12 protein-coding genes and 1 pseudogene are annotated in these 15,498 nt (G+C 50.3%); 4 read left to right on the top strand and 9 right to left on the bottom strand.

Going from position 1 to position 15,498, the window contains the following annotated elements:
- Window positions 1-387: 387 nt before the first annotated feature.
- A pseudogene (locus BN587_RS07840) lies at window positions 388-1,790 on the top strand (sodium-dependent transporter).
- Between the two features lie 408 nt (window positions 1,791-2,198).
- On the opposite strand, the gene argH reads toward BN587_RS07840, so the two are convergent.
- The 7 genes from argH to argC form a co-directional block, all read right to left on the bottom strand.
- Window positions 2,199-3,611 carry an argininosuccinate lyase gene (argH, locus tag BN587_RS07835; RefSeq protein ID WP_021720577.1) on the bottom strand — a complete coding sequence of 471 codons (1,413 nt, stop codon included), beginning with the start codon at window positions 3,609-3,611 and terminating at the stop codon, window positions 2,199-2,201.
- The gene (locus BN587_RS07830; RefSeq protein ID WP_021720576.1) at window positions 3,611-4,831 is read right to left on the bottom strand and encodes an argininosuccinate synthase; all 1,221 of its coding nucleotides are present in this window, start codon (window positions 4,829-4,831) and stop codon (window positions 3,611-3,613) included. The genes argH and BN587_RS07830 overlap by 1 nt, the downstream gene beginning before the upstream one ends.
- A gap of 246 nt (window positions 4,832-5,077) precedes the next feature.
- Complete coding sequence (gene argF, locus BN587_RS07825; RefSeq protein WP_021720575.1) at window positions 5,078-6,019, bottom strand: ornithine carbamoyltransferase; 942 nt, start codon at window positions 6,017-6,019, stop codon at window positions 5,078-5,080.
- Window positions 6,020-6,039: 20 nt separating this feature from the next.
- Window positions 6,040-7,230: an aspartate aminotransferase family protein gene (locus tag BN587_RS07820; RefSeq protein ID WP_021720574.1), complete on the bottom strand. Its 1,191-nt coding sequence runs from the start codon at window positions 7,228-7,230 to the stop codon at window positions 6,040-6,042.
- Between the two features lie 36 nt (window positions 7,231-7,266).
- Window positions 7,267-8,157 carry an acetylglutamate kinase gene (gene argB, locus BN587_RS07815; RefSeq protein ID WP_021720573.1) on the bottom strand — a complete coding sequence of 297 codons (891 nt, stop codon included), beginning with the start codon at window positions 8,155-8,157 and terminating at the stop codon, window positions 7,267-7,269.
- Window positions 8,158-8,388: 231 nt separating this feature from the next.
- Window positions 8,389-9,594 (bottom strand): bifunctional glutamate N-acetyltransferase/amino-acid acetyltransferase ArgJ, encoded by a 1,206-nt coding sequence (gene argJ / locus BN587_RS07810; protein ID WP_021720572.1) that lies wholly within the window; start codon window positions 9,592-9,594, stop codon window positions 8,389-8,391.
- 92 nt (window positions 9,595-9,686) lie between these two features.
- A complete protein-coding gene (gene argC / locus BN587_RS07805) occupies window positions 9,687-10,721 on the bottom strand; it encodes an N-acetyl-gamma-glutamyl-phosphate reductase (protein WP_021720571.1) in 1,035 nt (344 codons plus the stop codon).
- Between the two features lie 238 nt (window positions 10,722-10,959).
- On the opposite strand from argC, the gene BN587_RS07800 reads away from it, so the two are divergent.
- The 3 genes from BN587_RS07800 to feoB all read left to right on the top strand — a co-directional run bounded on the left by BN587_RS07800 (window position 10,960) and on the right by feoB (window position 14,168).
- On the top strand, window positions 10,960-11,784 hold the full coding sequence (locus tag BN587_RS07800; protein WP_021720570.1) for a transglycosylase domain-containing protein: 825 nt from the start codon (window positions 10,960-10,962) through the stop codon (window positions 11,782-11,784).
- 132 nt (window positions 11,785-11,916) lie between these two features.
- Window positions 11,917-12,165 carry a FeoA family protein gene (locus BN587_RS07795; RefSeq protein ID WP_009145060.1) on the top strand — a complete coding sequence of 83 codons (249 nt, stop codon included), beginning with the start codon at window positions 11,917-11,919 and terminating at the stop codon, window positions 12,163-12,165.
- Window positions 12,162-14,168 carry a ferrous iron transport protein B gene (gene feoB / locus BN587_RS07790; RefSeq protein WP_021720569.1) on the top strand — a complete coding sequence of 669 codons (2,007 nt, stop codon included), beginning with the start codon at window positions 12,162-12,164 and terminating at the stop codon, window positions 14,166-14,168. Before BN587_RS07795 ends, feoB begins: the two co-directional genes overlap by 4 nt.
- Before the next feature lie 76 nt (window positions 14,169-14,244).
- Here the strand turns inward: feoB and BN587_RS07785 are convergent, their stop codons facing one another.
- Together BN587_RS07785 and BN587_RS07780 are read right to left on the bottom strand one after the other, a co-directional pair.
- Entirely contained in the window at window positions 14,245-15,033 is a 789-nt protein-coding gene (locus tag BN587_RS07785; protein ID WP_021720568.1) for a hypothetical protein, read from the bottom strand.
- A 28-nt stretch (window positions 15,034-15,061) separates the two neighbouring features.
- Window positions 15,062-15,472 (bottom strand): peptide deformylase, encoded by a 411-nt coding sequence (locus BN587_RS07780; RefSeq protein WP_021720567.1) that lies wholly within the window; start codon window positions 15,470-15,472, stop codon window positions 15,062-15,064.
- Window positions 15,473-15,498 lie beyond the last annotated feature (26 nt).

Here is a 15,498-nt window from a genome sequence, read left to right as displayed (position 1 = left end):
GTCCTGCAGCTGCGATTGCCGGATGTAAATTGCCACCGCTTAAATTTAGCTAAGCTCTTAAAAGAGCATCATAGTAAACCAGGCTGGCAGCACCGCATAAAGATAAAATGACAGTACTCAAAATAATAAGATACTTTTTCTCCATATTAATTCTCCTCTACACACAAAACGCATCTCTGTGTGTGAGGCTATTATAAAATAGGCTCTGCCCATAGTCAAGTTAAATGTTATAACGGTTTGTAATATTTAATATTCCCGATAGGCCTATATCAAATTCACCGTTACCGCAGCCTGCGAGAGCATTTATTTCTCTTTAGCTTGCTAAAAACAGGATAATAGCTTATACTATATACTATTATTGTATAAGTAAGGGAGACGATATGTATTATGGAACGTGAGAGCTTTTCTTCACGCCTGGGATTTATCCTGATTTCCGCCGGCTGTGCCATTGGCTTAGGCAACGTCTGGCGCTTTCCTTTCGTCACAGGTCAATATGGCGGCGCATCCTTTGTGCTCATCTACCTGTGCTTCCTGCTGCTGTTGGGCCTGCCCATCATGGTAGCGGAATTCGCTGTCGGCCGCGCCAGCAGACGCAGTCCGGCCAAATCCTTCGACACATTGGAGCCGAAGGGAACTAAATGGCATCTGTTCAAATATGTAACTATTGCCGGCAACATCATCCTGATGATGTTCTACACCACCGTCAGCGGCTGGATGCTGTATTTCCTCTACAAAATGGCTGTCGGTGATCTTTCCGGCCTTGACGCTCAGGGCATCAAAGGTGTTTTCGGTGCTCTGCTGCAGGACCCGGCAACTATGGCCGGCAACATGGCAATCATTATCATGCTCTGCTTCGGCGTCTGCTACCTGGGCGTTCGCAACGGCGTTGAACGCATCACCAAGATTATGATGGCCTTCCTCATCGTGCTGATGGTTGTGCTTGCAGCCAACTCCATGCTGCTTCCGGGCAGTGAAGCCGGCCTCAAGTATTACCTCTACCCCGACTTCGACAAAATTGCCGAGCATGGTGTACGCGAGGTAATCTTCGCAGCTATGGGCCAGGCCTTCTTCACCCTGAGCATCGGCATGGGCTCTCTGTCCATCTTCGGCAGCTACATCGGCAAGGAGCAGAAGCTCACCAACGAAGCGCTGTGGATTATGTTCCTCGATACCTTCGTAGCAATCGTTGCCGGTCTGATTATCTTCCCGGCATGCTTCAGCTTTGGTATCCAGCCGGATGCAGGCCCGAACCTGCTCTTCATCACCCTGCCCAACGTATTCAACGCTATGAACGGCGGACGTATCTGGGGCACTCTCTTCTTCCTCTTCATGCTCTTTGCGGCAATGTCCACTGTTATTGCCGTATTCGAAATGATTATCTCCAGCATCTGCGAGCTGACCGGCGGTGGCCCCCCAGCATCGGCGAGCGGACCGGCGGTGACCGCCGTCGCCTCATCCCCTTTGCTGTTATCGGCATGATTCTGCTGTCCCTGCCCTGCGTTTTCGGCTTCAATATCTGGAGCGGCTTTGAGCCTCTGGGCAAAGGCACCTGCGTGCTGGATTTGGAAGACTTCCTCGTCAGCAACAATATCCTGCCTTTAGGCAGCCTTATCTTCCTGGCCTTCTGCACTAGCCGCTACGGCTGGGGCTGGAATAAATTCATTGAAGAGGTTGATACTGGTAAGGGCATCGGCTTCCCGAAATGGATGCGCTTCTATGCAACCTACATTCTGCCGCTGATTGTCCTGTATATCTTCTTCAACGGCTATTACGCCATGTTCTTCAAATAAGATAAATTGGGGTGTCCTGTAGCGTCAAACCCAATTTTACACATTTCTATAACGCGAAACGAGCACTACCTGCATACCCTGCAAGTAGTGCTCGTTTGATTATGTCAATTATTAAATATCGCCAGCAGTGTTTTCTCCACCTAGTCCACGTCGATAAGCTTAGCAAAGCATCACTGCCTGCTTACCTGGCTGAGCAAAAACTTCTGTTAATTGCTGTAACTCTGCTTCTCTACCGACAAACATCCTGTAACCTCCGTTTATACTGAATTCCGTTTCACTGAATTTAATTTCAGTATAATTTTATATTTCCTATCAGAATTTATCAATATTTTTTTGCTAACCCCTGCACTACAAGCAAAGAGGCTGCCACTTTCGTGACAGCCTCTATAATTTTGCTCTTTTAAATTTTTACAGCTTGCTTTGCAGCTCCTCCAGCTTAGCCTGCTGCACTGCCAGCACCTTGTCACCGATAGCGAACTGCTTCTCGTTTTCGGAGAAAGCAGGGCCGCCGTAGGATTTACGTGCTTCTACGCAATGCTCGGGCTTCAGAGCTACCAGCAAATCGCTCTCGAAAAGGTCGGAGAACTGCTTGTATTCCTCCAGAGAAATCTCCGGCAGGAATTTGCCCTGATGAATTGCATAGGCAACGCATTTGCCGACAACCTCATGTGCCTGACGGAAGGGCAGTCCCTTGCGTACCAGATAGTCTGCCAAGTCGGTGGCATTGGAGAAATCCTTGCTCACTGCCTGTGCCATCTTGTCCACATTAACCGTCATCGTCAGAATCATATCACGATAAACAGCCAGCGTAAATTTTACGGTGTCGATAGCGTCGAAGAAGCCTTCCTTATCCTCCTGCAGGTCCTTGTTATAGGTCAGCGGCAGGCCTTTAGCCGTTGTCAGCATAGCCATCAGATGACCATACACACGGCCGGTTTTACCGCGTACCAGCTCGGAAATATCAGGGTTCTTCTTCTGCGGCATCATGGAAGAGCCGGTGGCAAAAGCATCGTCCAGCTCCACAAAGCCGAATTCCGTGCTGCTCCAGAGGCAGATTTCCTCGCTCAGACGGCTCATATGCATCATGAGGGTAGAAGCAAAGGAAAGGAATTCAATGATATAGTCACGGTCGCTTACTGCGTCCATGCTGTTCGGATAAACTGTGCCGAAGTTCAGCTCCTCCGCAACCATAAAGCGGTCGATGGGGAACGTGGTACCTGCAATCGCACCGGCACCCAGCGGCATCATGTCCGCGCCTTCCCAAACGCCCAGCAGGCGGCGGAAGTCACGCTGCAGCATATTGAAATATGCCAGCATATGATGAGCAAAGGTAATAGGCTGCGCACGTTGCAGATGGGTATAACCCGGCATCAGAGTTTTTTCGTGCTTTTTGGCAACTGTTAAGAGAGCTTCCTCAAATTTAAGCAAAAGCTCGGCAATTTCGGCAACCTCACGCTTCATATACATATGCATATCGAGTGCAACCTGGTCGTTACGGCTGCGTGCGGTATGCAGACGGGCGCCGGCGCTGCCGATACGTTCGGTCAGACGCGCTTCCACATTCATGTGAATGTCCTCCAGCGCAACGTCAAAATGGAAGTTGCCTGCTTCAATATCAGCCAGGATTTCTTTCAGACCGGCAATAATCTTCTCCCCGTCCTCTGCCGGAATGATACCGCATTTAGCCAGCATACCGGCATGAGCAATGCTGCCGCGGATATCCTCGTGATATAAGCGTTTATCAAAATCAATGGACGCATTAAATGCGTCCACCAATTCGTTCGTATTCTTACTGAAACGACCGCCCCAAAGCTTAGCCATTATTTCAGGTTGCCTTTCTTCATCAGCGCTCTTACTTTCAGCGGCAGGCCGAAGAGGTTGATGAAGCCGGTAGCATCTGCCTGGTTGTAAACTTCGTCTTCGCCGAAGGTTACATATTCCTGGCTGTACAGGGAGTACGGGGATTTAACGCCTGCACTGTAGATGTTACCTTTATAAAGTTTCATGCGAACAGTACCGGTAACGGTTTTTTGAGTTTCGTTAACGAAAGCATCCAGAGCCTCACGCAGCGGGCTGAACCACATGCCATCGTAAACCAGCTCGGAATAACGGATGGAAACCTGTTGCTTGAAGGATTGGGTTGCACGGTCCAGGCAAAGGTTTTCCAGATCGTTGTGGCCGTAGTAGATGATAGCGCCGGCAGGGTTTTCATAAACGCCACGGGATTTCATACCAACCAGACGGTCTTCAACCATATCGGTGATACCAACAGCGTTGCGGATACCGATTTCGTTCAGTTTTTCAACGAGCTTAGCCGGGCTGAGTTTTTCACCGTTAACGCTTACAGGCACGCCTTCAACGTATTCCAGTTCAACATATTCCGGTTTATCGGGAGCTTTTTCAGGAATGTTGGTAACGATGAACAATTCATCTTTCGGTGCATTCCACGGATCTTCCAGATCGCTGCCTTCATGGGACAGATGCCACATGTTGCGGTCCATGGAATAGTCATGGTCATGAGATACAGGAATAGGAATGTTGTGTGCTGCAGCATAGTCGATTTCCTGGTCACGGCTGCGCAGTTCCCACTCACGCCACGGAGCAATGATCGCCAGCTGCGGAGCCAGAGCCTTTACGGACAGTTCGAAACGAACCTGGTCGTTGCCTTTGCCGGTAGCACCATGAGCAATAGCGTCAGCACCTTCTTTTTCAGCGATTTCAACTAATTTTTTAGCAATCAGCGGACGAGCAAAGGAAGTACCCAGCAGGTATTTCTTTTCGTATACAGCACCGGCCTTAACGGTGGGCCATACATAGTCGCTGATGAATTCTTCTTTCAGGTCCATGATGTAGCATTTGCTTGCACCGGTTTTCAGTGCTTTGTCATGAACGGGTTCCAGTTCGTCGCCTTGGCCAAGGTCAGCGCAGGCAGCGATAACTTCGCAGTTGTTATAATGCTCTTTCAGCCAGGGGATGATTACGGATGTATCAAGGCCACCGGAGTAAGCCAGAACTACTTTCTTAATATCTTCTTTTTTCATTATAATAGCCTCCCATTTCTGTATAATGCTATGCATTAGTGAATAAACTTACAAACTTCTTGTATTATATACCCTTTTTATGCATAAATCAAGTATTTAAGCGCATGTATACAATACTTTTTGTGTACTAGATGTAACAAAAAACCTAAAATATAGCTTGTTTCAGAAAATTTTGTCTGTATACAAGAACGGCTAAGCATATAAACTATACGCTCAGCCGTTATATTTATACATTCAAGACCTGATTTAGAGTACTTCGTCGCTCATCAGCAGCGCCATAATAGCCTTTTGTACGTGCAGTCTGTTCTCTGCCTGGTCAAATACAACAGATTGCGGTCCTTCCAGCACTTCCTCGGTAATTTCTTCACCGCGGTGTGCGGGCAGGCAGTGCAGAACGATTGCTTCCGGACGTGCTTCGTTCAGCAGCGCCTGGTTAATCTGATAATTATGCAGTGCTTTGAAACGAACCTCACGCTCTGCTTCCTCGCCCATGCTGGTCCATACATCGGTATAGAGCACGTCGGCGCCCTTAGCAGCCTTGAAGAGATCCTCCTCTACGGTAATGCTACAGCCGGTCTGGGCAGCGTCCTCTTGTGCCAGACGCAGGATTTCCGGATCAGGCTGATAGCCCTTCGGGCTGGCGCAGATCATGTTCATGCCAACCTTGGCGCAGGCAAACATCAAAGAATGTGCCATGTTGTTGCCATCGCCTACATAAACCAGCTTACGGCCTTTCAGAACCTTCATCTTCTCCTGAATAGTGAAGATATCGGTCAGAGCCTGACAGGGATGCAGCAAATCGGTCAGGCCATTGATAACGGGAACGCTTGCATATTTAGCCAGCTCAATAACGGAATCGTGGGAAAAGGTACGGATCATAATACCATCAACGAAGCGGGAAAGTACACGCGCGGTATCACGTATAGGCTCACCGCGGCCGATTTGGGAAGCGGAATCGCTCAGATAAATCGGATGGCCGCCCAGCTGCCAGAAGCCTACCTCAAAAGAGGTTCTGGTACGTGTAGAAGCCTTGGAGAACAGCATAGCCAAAGTTTTGCCCTTCAGATACTGGTGAGGCTCACCGGCCTTTTGCTTACGTTTCAATTTTTTTGCCACATCAAGAATTGTTGCGACCTCGCCTACGCTAAGGTCATGAATAGAAATCAGGTCTTTGTCTTTTAAACTCATTTTTTATCCCCTCTCGTTTTTTAACAGGCCGCCAGCGCCTTATCCAACGCAGCAACCACGATATCAATTTCTTCCCTGCTGATAATCAGCGGCGGTACAATGCGGATAACATTGCCTGCAGTGCAGTTCACAATAACATTGTTCGACAAACAGCTTTCCACAATCGGCTTGCCCTCACCAGCAACCTCCATGCCCAGCATCAGGCCGCAGCCGCGGACATCGGTAACCTTGTCAGGATATTTTTCCTGCAGCTTACGCAGCTCATTCTTAAAGTATTCACCCTTCTCCGCAACCTTGTCTACCAGACCTTCGGACTTGATAGTCGTCAGCGTTGCGTACACAGCGGCACAGGCCAGCGGGTTACCGCCGAAGGTGCCGCCATGGTCACCAGGCTTAAACACATGCGCCAGGCGCTCCGGCACAGCAAAGCCTGCAACCGGGAAACCGCCGCCGATGCCCTTGGCGAAGGTCAGAATATCAGGCTTCACGCCACTGTGCATATAAGCAAACCATTTGCCGGTACGCGCAACACCGGTCTGCACCTCATCAAAAATCAGCAGTGCATCATGCTTGTCGCACAGCGCACGCACCTGCTGCAGATATTCGTCAGGCGGTACATGCACGCCGCCCTCACCCTGGATAGGCTCCAGCAGTACAGCGCAGACATCATCATCCATCTGAGCCTCCAGCGCCTTAATATCACCGTAGGGCACAAGCACATGTCCGGGGCTCAGCGGGCCGTAGCCGACATGATAATAATCATGACCCGTAGCCGCCAGCGTATCAAAGGTACGTCCGTGGAAGGATTCGTCCGCAGAAATAATTTTATATTTCGTAGGTGCTTTGCTCACGCCATACTTACGCGCCAGCTTCATAGCGCCCTCATTGCCCTCTGCACCGCAGTTGGCAAAGAAAATGCGGTCCATACCGGTAGCCTCGGCCACCATACGCAACGCCTTAGCCTGAATCTCGGTATAATACAGATTGGAGCAATGCATCAGCTTGCCTGCCTGCTCGCTGATAGCCTTCACCAGCACCGGATGATTATAACCAAGGCTGTTGACAGCAATACCGGCAAAGGCATCTACATACTCATTGCCCTCGTTGTCCCACACACGGCAGCCCTGGCCAAGCTCCATAACCATCGGATATCTGCCGAATACAGGCAGATAATATTTTTCTGTTTCTTCTATAATTATTTTTTTATCCATTGCCAAGAATATCTCCCCCTCATGTAACCCCTGCTATCAGATTTCTTTAACTACCTCGGTACCAACGCCCTTGTCGCTGAAAAGCTCCATCAGAATAGAATGCTCGGCACGCCCGTCAATGATATGTGTTTTCTTGGCACCGCCGCTAAGAGCCTTAATGCAGGAGCGAACCTTAGGAATCATACCGCCGTCAATACTGCCCTTAAGAATAAGCTCATGAGCCTTTTCAAAGCTCAGAGTGGAAATGAAGCTGCTTTCATCCGGATATGCAGAATAAATACCGCGTACATCGGTCAGCACCAGCAACTTTTCTGCCTTCAGCGCACCGGCAATTTCACCGGCAGCAACATCTGCATTAATGTTATAGGTTTCACCCTCGTCACCAACGCCGGTCGGAGCGATTACAGGAATATAACCGCCGTCCAGCAGGCAGTTGATCAAATCAGTGTTGACCTCCTTAACGCTGCCTACAAAGCCGATATCTACCAGGTTAACCTCACCGTTTTCATAAACATCAGCCAGATATTTTTTAGCCTTCAGCAGATTAGCATCCTTACCGTTGAGGCCGACAGCCTTGCCACCCAAAGCGTTCAGACGGCCGACAAGGTCAGTGTTCAGTTTGCCTACAAGCGCCATTTCGGCAATAGCTGCAGATTCTGCGTCGGTTACACGCAAACCGCCGACAAATTCGCTCTTTTTACCGGCCTGCTCCAGCTGACGGCTGATTTCCGGACCGCCGCCGTGAACAACTACCGGACGCATGCCGGCGTATTGCAGGAACAGGATATCCTGCAGTACCTTGTTTTTCAAATCATCGTTAAGCATAGCGTTGCCGCCATATTTTACAACAATGGTTTTATCTTTAAAATTGCTCAGATACGGCAATGCTTCCATTAAGGTATGTACTTGTTGTTCGTTCATTAACATAGGTGATGTCCTCCCTCATTTTTTATATTTGTTTTACGTTTATATTTATTACTTCTGCTTCTCTCCAAAGACGCGAGAGAAGGTATTAGATGTAAACCATCATAATAATATTATGCTCTCACTATCAAGGACGAGCTAGAAAGTACCAGAGACGAGGAAAGCCGACGAAGGCGTACTAACAGTACGTCTAGGAGGCTTGACAAAGTATATGGTGCTTTATCACTCGGCCAATCAAGTATGGTACTCGCCGTTAATCTTCACATACTCATAACTGAAATCGCAAGTCCACACAGTTGCGCTTTCCTCACCGGCACCCAGGTCAATGCTCATGGAAATATCATGCTCGGACATAGTCGGCGCCAGCTTTTCGGCAGGCACGTTGCAGTTCATGCCGTTTTCTACCAGACGGATACCGCCGATAGAAAGATTTACCTTATCTGCCTCCATGGCAGCGCCGCTGTAGCCTGCAGCGCAGACAATGCGTCCCCAGTTAGGGTCCTCACCGAAGAAGGCTGTTTTTACCAGCGGCGATTTGGCAATCGCCATCGCTGCGGTTTTGGCATCCTCCCAGGTTGCGGCACCGGTAACATTTACCTCTAGGAATTTGGTAGCACCCTCGCCGTCATGCGCAATCATCTTGGCAAGGTCGGTAGCACAGGCAACCAGCGCTTCAAAAAAGGCCGGATAATCCGGATGCTCCTCCGAAAGAATGATTTCGTTTTCGGCAAGACCGTTGGCAAGCACAATCATGCTGTCGTTGGTACTGGTATCGCCGTCGACAACAACCATGTTGAAGGATTTGTCGGCAGCCTTTTTTACCGCGCGCTTCAGCACATCGGGAGCAACGGCAACATCGGTAGTGATAAAGGTCAGCATAGTTGCCATGTTCGGATGAATCATGCCCGCACCCTTGGCAATACCGGCAAAGGTTACCTTCTTGCCGCCGATTTCCGTTTCATAGGCAGCATGCTTGATAAAGGTATCCGTAGTCTGAATCGCCATAGCGCAGCTTTCGCCCTCGCATTCGTCCAGGCTGTCGACAGCATCGGCAATGCCGGTCAGCAGCTTGTCCATCGGCAGGAATTGGCCGATAACACCGGTGGAGCAGACAAAGACTGCTTCCGGCGCAATACCTAAAAGCTCTGCCGTATGCGCCTGCATTTTCTTGGCATCCGCCAGGCCCTGCTCGCCCGTGCAGGCGTTGGCACAGCCGCTGTTTACAGCAATAGCCTGCGCATAGCCGTGCTTGTTGACCTCGCGGCTCACGAGCACAGGAGCAGCGCACATTTTATTTTGTGTAAATACCGCACCGCAGGCAGCAGGCACGGTACTGAAAATAACTGCTACATCATGATTGCCGCTGGCTTTGATACCGGCCTTGACGCCGGCAGCAATAAAGCCCTGCGGTGCAGTCACCCAGCCTTCAAATTTCTTCATGAGATTCCCCTCTTTCCTTGGTGCTTACATCTTTTCTTCTGCAGCAGCATCACCGCTAAGCACCTTTTTATAGTATAATAGTTATAACAAGCTTAAGGAACAAGCGGCAGCTGACGCAGGCCGGCAGCTTCATCAATGCCAAACATTACATTCATGTTCTGCACTGCCTGTCCCGCAGCACCCTTAACAAGATTATCAATACAATTCATCACAATAATGCGGCCTGTACGCTTATCGGTCTGCCAGCCAAGGTCCACATAGTTGGAGCCGCGGATATTCTTCAATTCCGGGCAAACTCCCTTACCACGCAGGCGGATGAAAAATTCATCGCCGTACATTGCCTGATAGGCCTCTTCTATCTGTGCATCCGTTACCCCCTGCTTCAGCTGTGCGTAGCAGGTTGCATAAATACCGCGGTCCACAGGCAACAGATGCGGTGTGAACTGAATCACTACATCCTCACCGGCAAACTCACTGTAAATCTGCTCGATTTCCGGCGTATGGCGGTGCGAAGCAACGCCGTAGGCCTTAAAGCTTTCGTTGACGCTGCAGTAAAGACTGCCTGCCTTCAGGCTGCGGCCCGCACCAGTCGTACCGCTTTTGGCATCAATCACAATGCCCTTAGTTTCAATCAGCTTATATTTTAAAAGCGGCACCAGCGCCAGAATGCTGCAGGTTGTGTAACAGCCGGGATTTGCCACCAGCTGCGCCCCGCGCACCTTATCACGGAAAAGCTCGGTCAGACCGTAGACAGCCTGTGCCTCCGGGTCCTCATGCTTCACCTTGTACCACTGTTCAAACACATGGTAATCCTTAAATCTATAATCGCCGCCGAGGTCAATAATCTTGGTCTTGCTGCCTCGCAGCTGCTTGCCTATCTTCATAGCATGGCCATGAGGCAAGGCAATAAAAATCACATCACTTGCTGCTGCAATAGCATCCAGCTCCTGCATAGACTGCAGATTCTTTTCAATACGTCCCGACAAATGCGGATACATAGAAGCAATCGCCTCTCCCGTACTGCTTTCAGAAGTAATTACGGCAATCTCCGATTCCGGATGTCCGTCCAAAAGTCGAAGAAGCTCAACTCCTGCGTAGCCTGTTGCACCGATAACACTTGCTTTCATATCCATCCTCCTTTGTACTCGATAATTATACAACTAAATTGTATAATTTTGCAAGCACTTTGTGAATTTTTTTGTAAAAATTAAGGGACAATAATCCATTTTACAATCTTATTTTACTACCTAAAAGGTAAATACACCAGTATTTTTTGCCAAATTCACACTTTATTGTTACAATAGACGTGAAAGCTATACACGTCACTGTTTAAAATATATCAAAATTACTAACGAGGTGTATCTTATGTTTAAAATTATTATCATGGCTTTGCTTATTTTTATAGGCATGGTGGGTTATGACAGCATTACGGATAAGGCTCAGCCTACCACCCCCGTACAGCAGGAACAGCAGAAGGTCAGCAAGCACGAAAAATCCGCAGCTATGGCGCTTTTCACCAGCCTGCTGCCTCCCAAGGAGGAATGGCCCTCGCCCGTACATAAATTCTATCTGGCCTTTAATATGGATGAGGTTATCGATCCTATCCGTCAAAACCCGAACTGGACAAGTCTTGATGCCATGTCGCGCGATATACCGCAGGCCCTGATTGCTATTGAGGACCACGCTTTTTATAATCACGGTGCTATTGCCGTAGAAGGCATTCTGCGCGCCGCACTGGCCAACATCAACGCCGGCGAAGTAGTGCAGGGCGGCAGCACGCTGACACAGCAGTTTGTCAAAAATGTTTTTCTGTCGCACGAGCAAAGCATGGAGCGTAAAATTGAAGAGGCTGTGCTCTCGCTCATGCTGGAGGATAATTACAGCAAGGACGAAATTCTGGAGCTTTATCTGAACACCACCTACTTCGGCGCAGGCAGCACCGGCATCAGGCAGGCCAGCAGAACCTACTTCGGCAAGGCACCTTCGGCACTGACTCTGGCCGAGGCCGCCGTAATTGCTTCGCTTCCCTACGCGCCCACCAGCCTCAATCCGCTGGAAAACCCCGAGGGCTGCAAAAAACGTCAGCTGCTGGTGCTGGCCGCTATGCATAAATATGGTATGATTAATCAGGGACAGCTGGCAGAAGCCAAGGCCGAAAAAATCCGCCTCACCAACGGCACCGTCATGTAAAGCTGTAACAAAATCTACATTGTATATTTTTTAATTAAAGTTTATCGGTAAAAACCCTGTTTTACTTGACCGCTTCATGCTTCATATATATAATTAAAGCTTAAGCAAAATCACTCAAAGAAGGTCAAAATCATGGAAACTACAACATTAGATAAGCTTCCCTTAGGTCAGGAGGCTATCATCGCTAAGGTCGGCGGCGAAGGCAGCATTCTGCGTCGCCGTCTGCTTGATATGGGGCTCACGCCCCGCACCCGCGTTATGGTACGCAAGCGCGCACCGCTCGGCGACCCGCTGGAAATCTCTCTGCGCGGCTACGAGCTGACGCTGCGTGCGGAGGAGGCCGCAAAAATCACTGTAACGCCGGAGGTGAGCGAAGCATGAAGCTGCATTTCGCCCTCGTCGGCAACCAGAACTGTGGCAAAAGCACGCTGTTCAACTATCTCACCGGCAGTAACCAGCACGTCGGCAACTTTCCCGGCGTAACCGTCCAGAAAAAGGAAGGTACGATTCTCGCCGTGCCCGACGCAGGCGTTATCGACCTGCCCGGCATCTACTCGCTTTCTCCCTACACCTCGGAGGAAATTGTTACGCGTGACCTGCTGTTATACAATAAGCCGGACGCTATTATCAACGTCATCGACGCAACTAATATCGAACGCAGCCTCTATCTTTCGCTGCAGCTCATTGAGCTGAATATCCCGATGGTCATCGCCCTCAACATGATGGACGAGCTCACCGGCAGCGGCGGCAGCATCGACATTAAAGCAATGGAGGATTCGCTGACCGTGCCTGTTGTCCCCATCACCGCCAACTCCGGCGAAGGCGTAGGCGAGCTTTTGCGTCGCGCCGTAGAGGTAGCGCAAAACCAGCAGCTGCCACAGCGTCTGGACTTCTGCAGCGGTCCTGTGCATACCGCTATTCACAGTATCGCCCACTTAATCGAAACTAAAGCACGCCGCCAAAACCTGCCGCTGCGCTTTACCGCCACCAAGCTTATCGAAGGTGACAGCGATTTCGCCAAGGCACTGCAGCTTTCGGAAAACGAATGCGATATCATCGGCCACTTCGTTACCGAAATGGAGCAAAACCTAAAAACGGATAAGGAAGCAGCGCTGGCAGATATGCGCTATGCCTATATCGAGGACCTCTGCGCGCAGACCGTGCAGAAGCCCAAGCATACGGAAGCACAGCTGCGCTCCGTCAAAATCGACCATTATCTGACGCATAAATTCTATGCTATCCCTATTTTCGTGCTTATCATGGGCATTGTATTCTGGCTCACGTTTGACGTTATCGGAGCTTTTCTCAGCGACATCCTCAGCAATGTTATCGATGCTATAACAGCTTCAGTTGATAATACGCTCACCGTGCTGGATATTGCACCGCCGATGCATTCGCTGATTATCGACGGCATCTTCTCCGGTGTCGGTGCCGTACTTTCCTTCCTGCCGACCATCGTTACGCTATTCTTCTTCCTTTCGATGCTGGAGGACAGCGGTTACATGGCGCGTGTTGCCTTCGTTATGGATAAGATGCTGCGCAAAATCGGCCTCTCCGGTTCGTCCTTTGTGCCGATGATCATCGGCTTCGGCTGCAGCGTGCCGGCCATCATGGCCTCGCGCACCCTCGCCAGTGAGCGCGACCGCAAAATGACCATCATGCTCACCCCGTTCATGAGCTGCAGCGCCAAGCTCCCCATCTACGGTATGTTCATCGCTGCCTTCTTCCCGCATAACGGCGGTCTGGTCATGCTTTCGCTCTACCTCACCGGTATCTGCGTAGCTATTCTCTCCGGCTTTTTGCTCAACAGCCTGGTGTTCCGCGGCAAGCCGGTCCCCTTTGTCATGGAGCTGCCTGCCTACCGTCTGCCGACGGCGCGCAACATCATCATGCATATGTGGGAAAAGGCCAAGGATTTTCTGCATAAGGCCTTTACGGTTATTTTCCTCGTCAGCATCATCGTCTGGTTCCTGCAAAACTTTGATGTACGCTTTTACATGGTAGATGCCTCCGACAGCATTATTGCCTCCATCGGCAAGCTGGCGGCGCCTATTTTCGCACCGCTCGGCTTCGGCAGCTGGCAGGCAACAACCTCGCTCATCTGCGGCATTACCGCCAAGGAGGTTGTCATCAGTACGCTTTCTGTGCTCGCAGTCGGCAGCGGCGGTGCGCCTGATCTGGCAAGCCTCTTCTCGCCGCTCACAGCCTACACCTTCCTGGTGTTCTGCCTGCTCTATCCGCCCTGCGTCGCAGCGCTGGCTACCATCCGCCGCGAGCTGAACTCCGATACCAGCACGCTCTGCCTTATGGGCTATGAGCTTGTTGTGGCCTGGTGCGTGGCGTTTATCGTAAGACAAATCGGCTTAATGCTTGGCTTCGCCTAAAAAATTGCATAAGAAAACAGCCCAAAACTCATGCTTTGAGAATTGGGCTGTTATTTTTTGTCCCTATTTTTCCGCGCTACAGCTCTTTTATCCGTGCATACGCCTGCTGCCAGCTCGTCAGCGACAGCTGCCACAGCTCGCTGTACGCCCGCACTGCAGCCTGCGGCGAACTTACATGCAACGCGCACAGTCCACGCACTCCTGCATAAGGATAGTGTGGAATGCACGTCCGCACCTCCTCGGGCGTCTGCAAAAGCGCCTGCGCCTGCGCCAAATGCCCCTGCTTCAGGCACCACAGCCAGCGGGCAAACTCCGCCAGCGTTTCCTTGACTACGGCAGCCTGCGCCGCCTCCGTCTGCCGGCCGTACCAATAGCGCTGCGCCTGCTTGTACTCCGCACTCTGCACCGCTGCGCCGGCAGCGCCAAAATGCGCCAGCACCGCCTGATAATGCAGCAGATGTACACGCTCATGCATCAGCACAGAATCATAATAGGCTGCGTAATCCCAGCCATGCTCAGCACATTCCTGCCTGATAGCATTCACATAAAGCGTAATCCCCTTGCCCGCAGCAAATTCACCGTGCAGCAAGCGTTTAAACTTTAGCTGCTGCAGCTTTTTGCTCCACTCAGAATATTGCTTGGCAAGCCTTGGCAAAGCAGCAATATCATACTCCGCCTGCAACGCTTCCGCACGCTTTAATAATTGCCTGCCCTCGCGCTGCACGGCAACAATGTCATAGCGCCCGTACTGCCTATAAAGCAGCACATCGGACTCCGCATACGCTGCAGGCAGGCCAAGCCGTTCGGGAGCAGTGACGATATTTTCTAAGATAAGCTCTAACATTCTTTTTGAATAAACAAGCACTTTGCAGCCTCTCGGGCCATCTCTGCGCTTAAATTATAATACCATGGCAATGGTCAATCTCATGCTGGATAATCTGCGCCGTAAAGCCGCTGAAGCTTTGCTTGCACTTTTTAAACTGCATGTCCTGATAGGCCACGGTAATTTTTTCGTAGCGTACTACAGCACGCTCACCCTCCAGCGACAGGCAGCCTTCCTCCGTCATATACTTGCCGGAGCGCTTGGTAATCTCCGGGTTCAGCATAGCAATATTCGTAGGGCCGATATTTACGGCGATAACGCATTTCTGCATGCCGATCATATTTGCTGCCAGGCCCACGCAGTGGTCCGCATGAGCTGCGAGCGTATCTAATAAATCCTGCGCTACTGCAATATCCATAAAGGTTGCAGGCTGCGATTTTTGTGCCAAAAAGGCTTCGTCTTTTACTATTGGTTTTTCCATGGTGTACCTCCGGGAATTTTTTTATA

Origin of the sequence: Phascolarctobacterium succinatutens CAG:287, from assembly GCF_000434895.1 — a bacterium.
In the GTDB taxonomy this organism is placed as follows: Bacteria; Bacillota; Negativicutes; order Acidaminococcales; family Acidaminococcaceae; genus Phascolarctobacterium_A; species Phascolarctobacterium_A succinatutens_A.
Note: the sequence above shows the minus strand (reverse complement) of the source record. Positions and strands in the feature narration are given on the sequence as shown.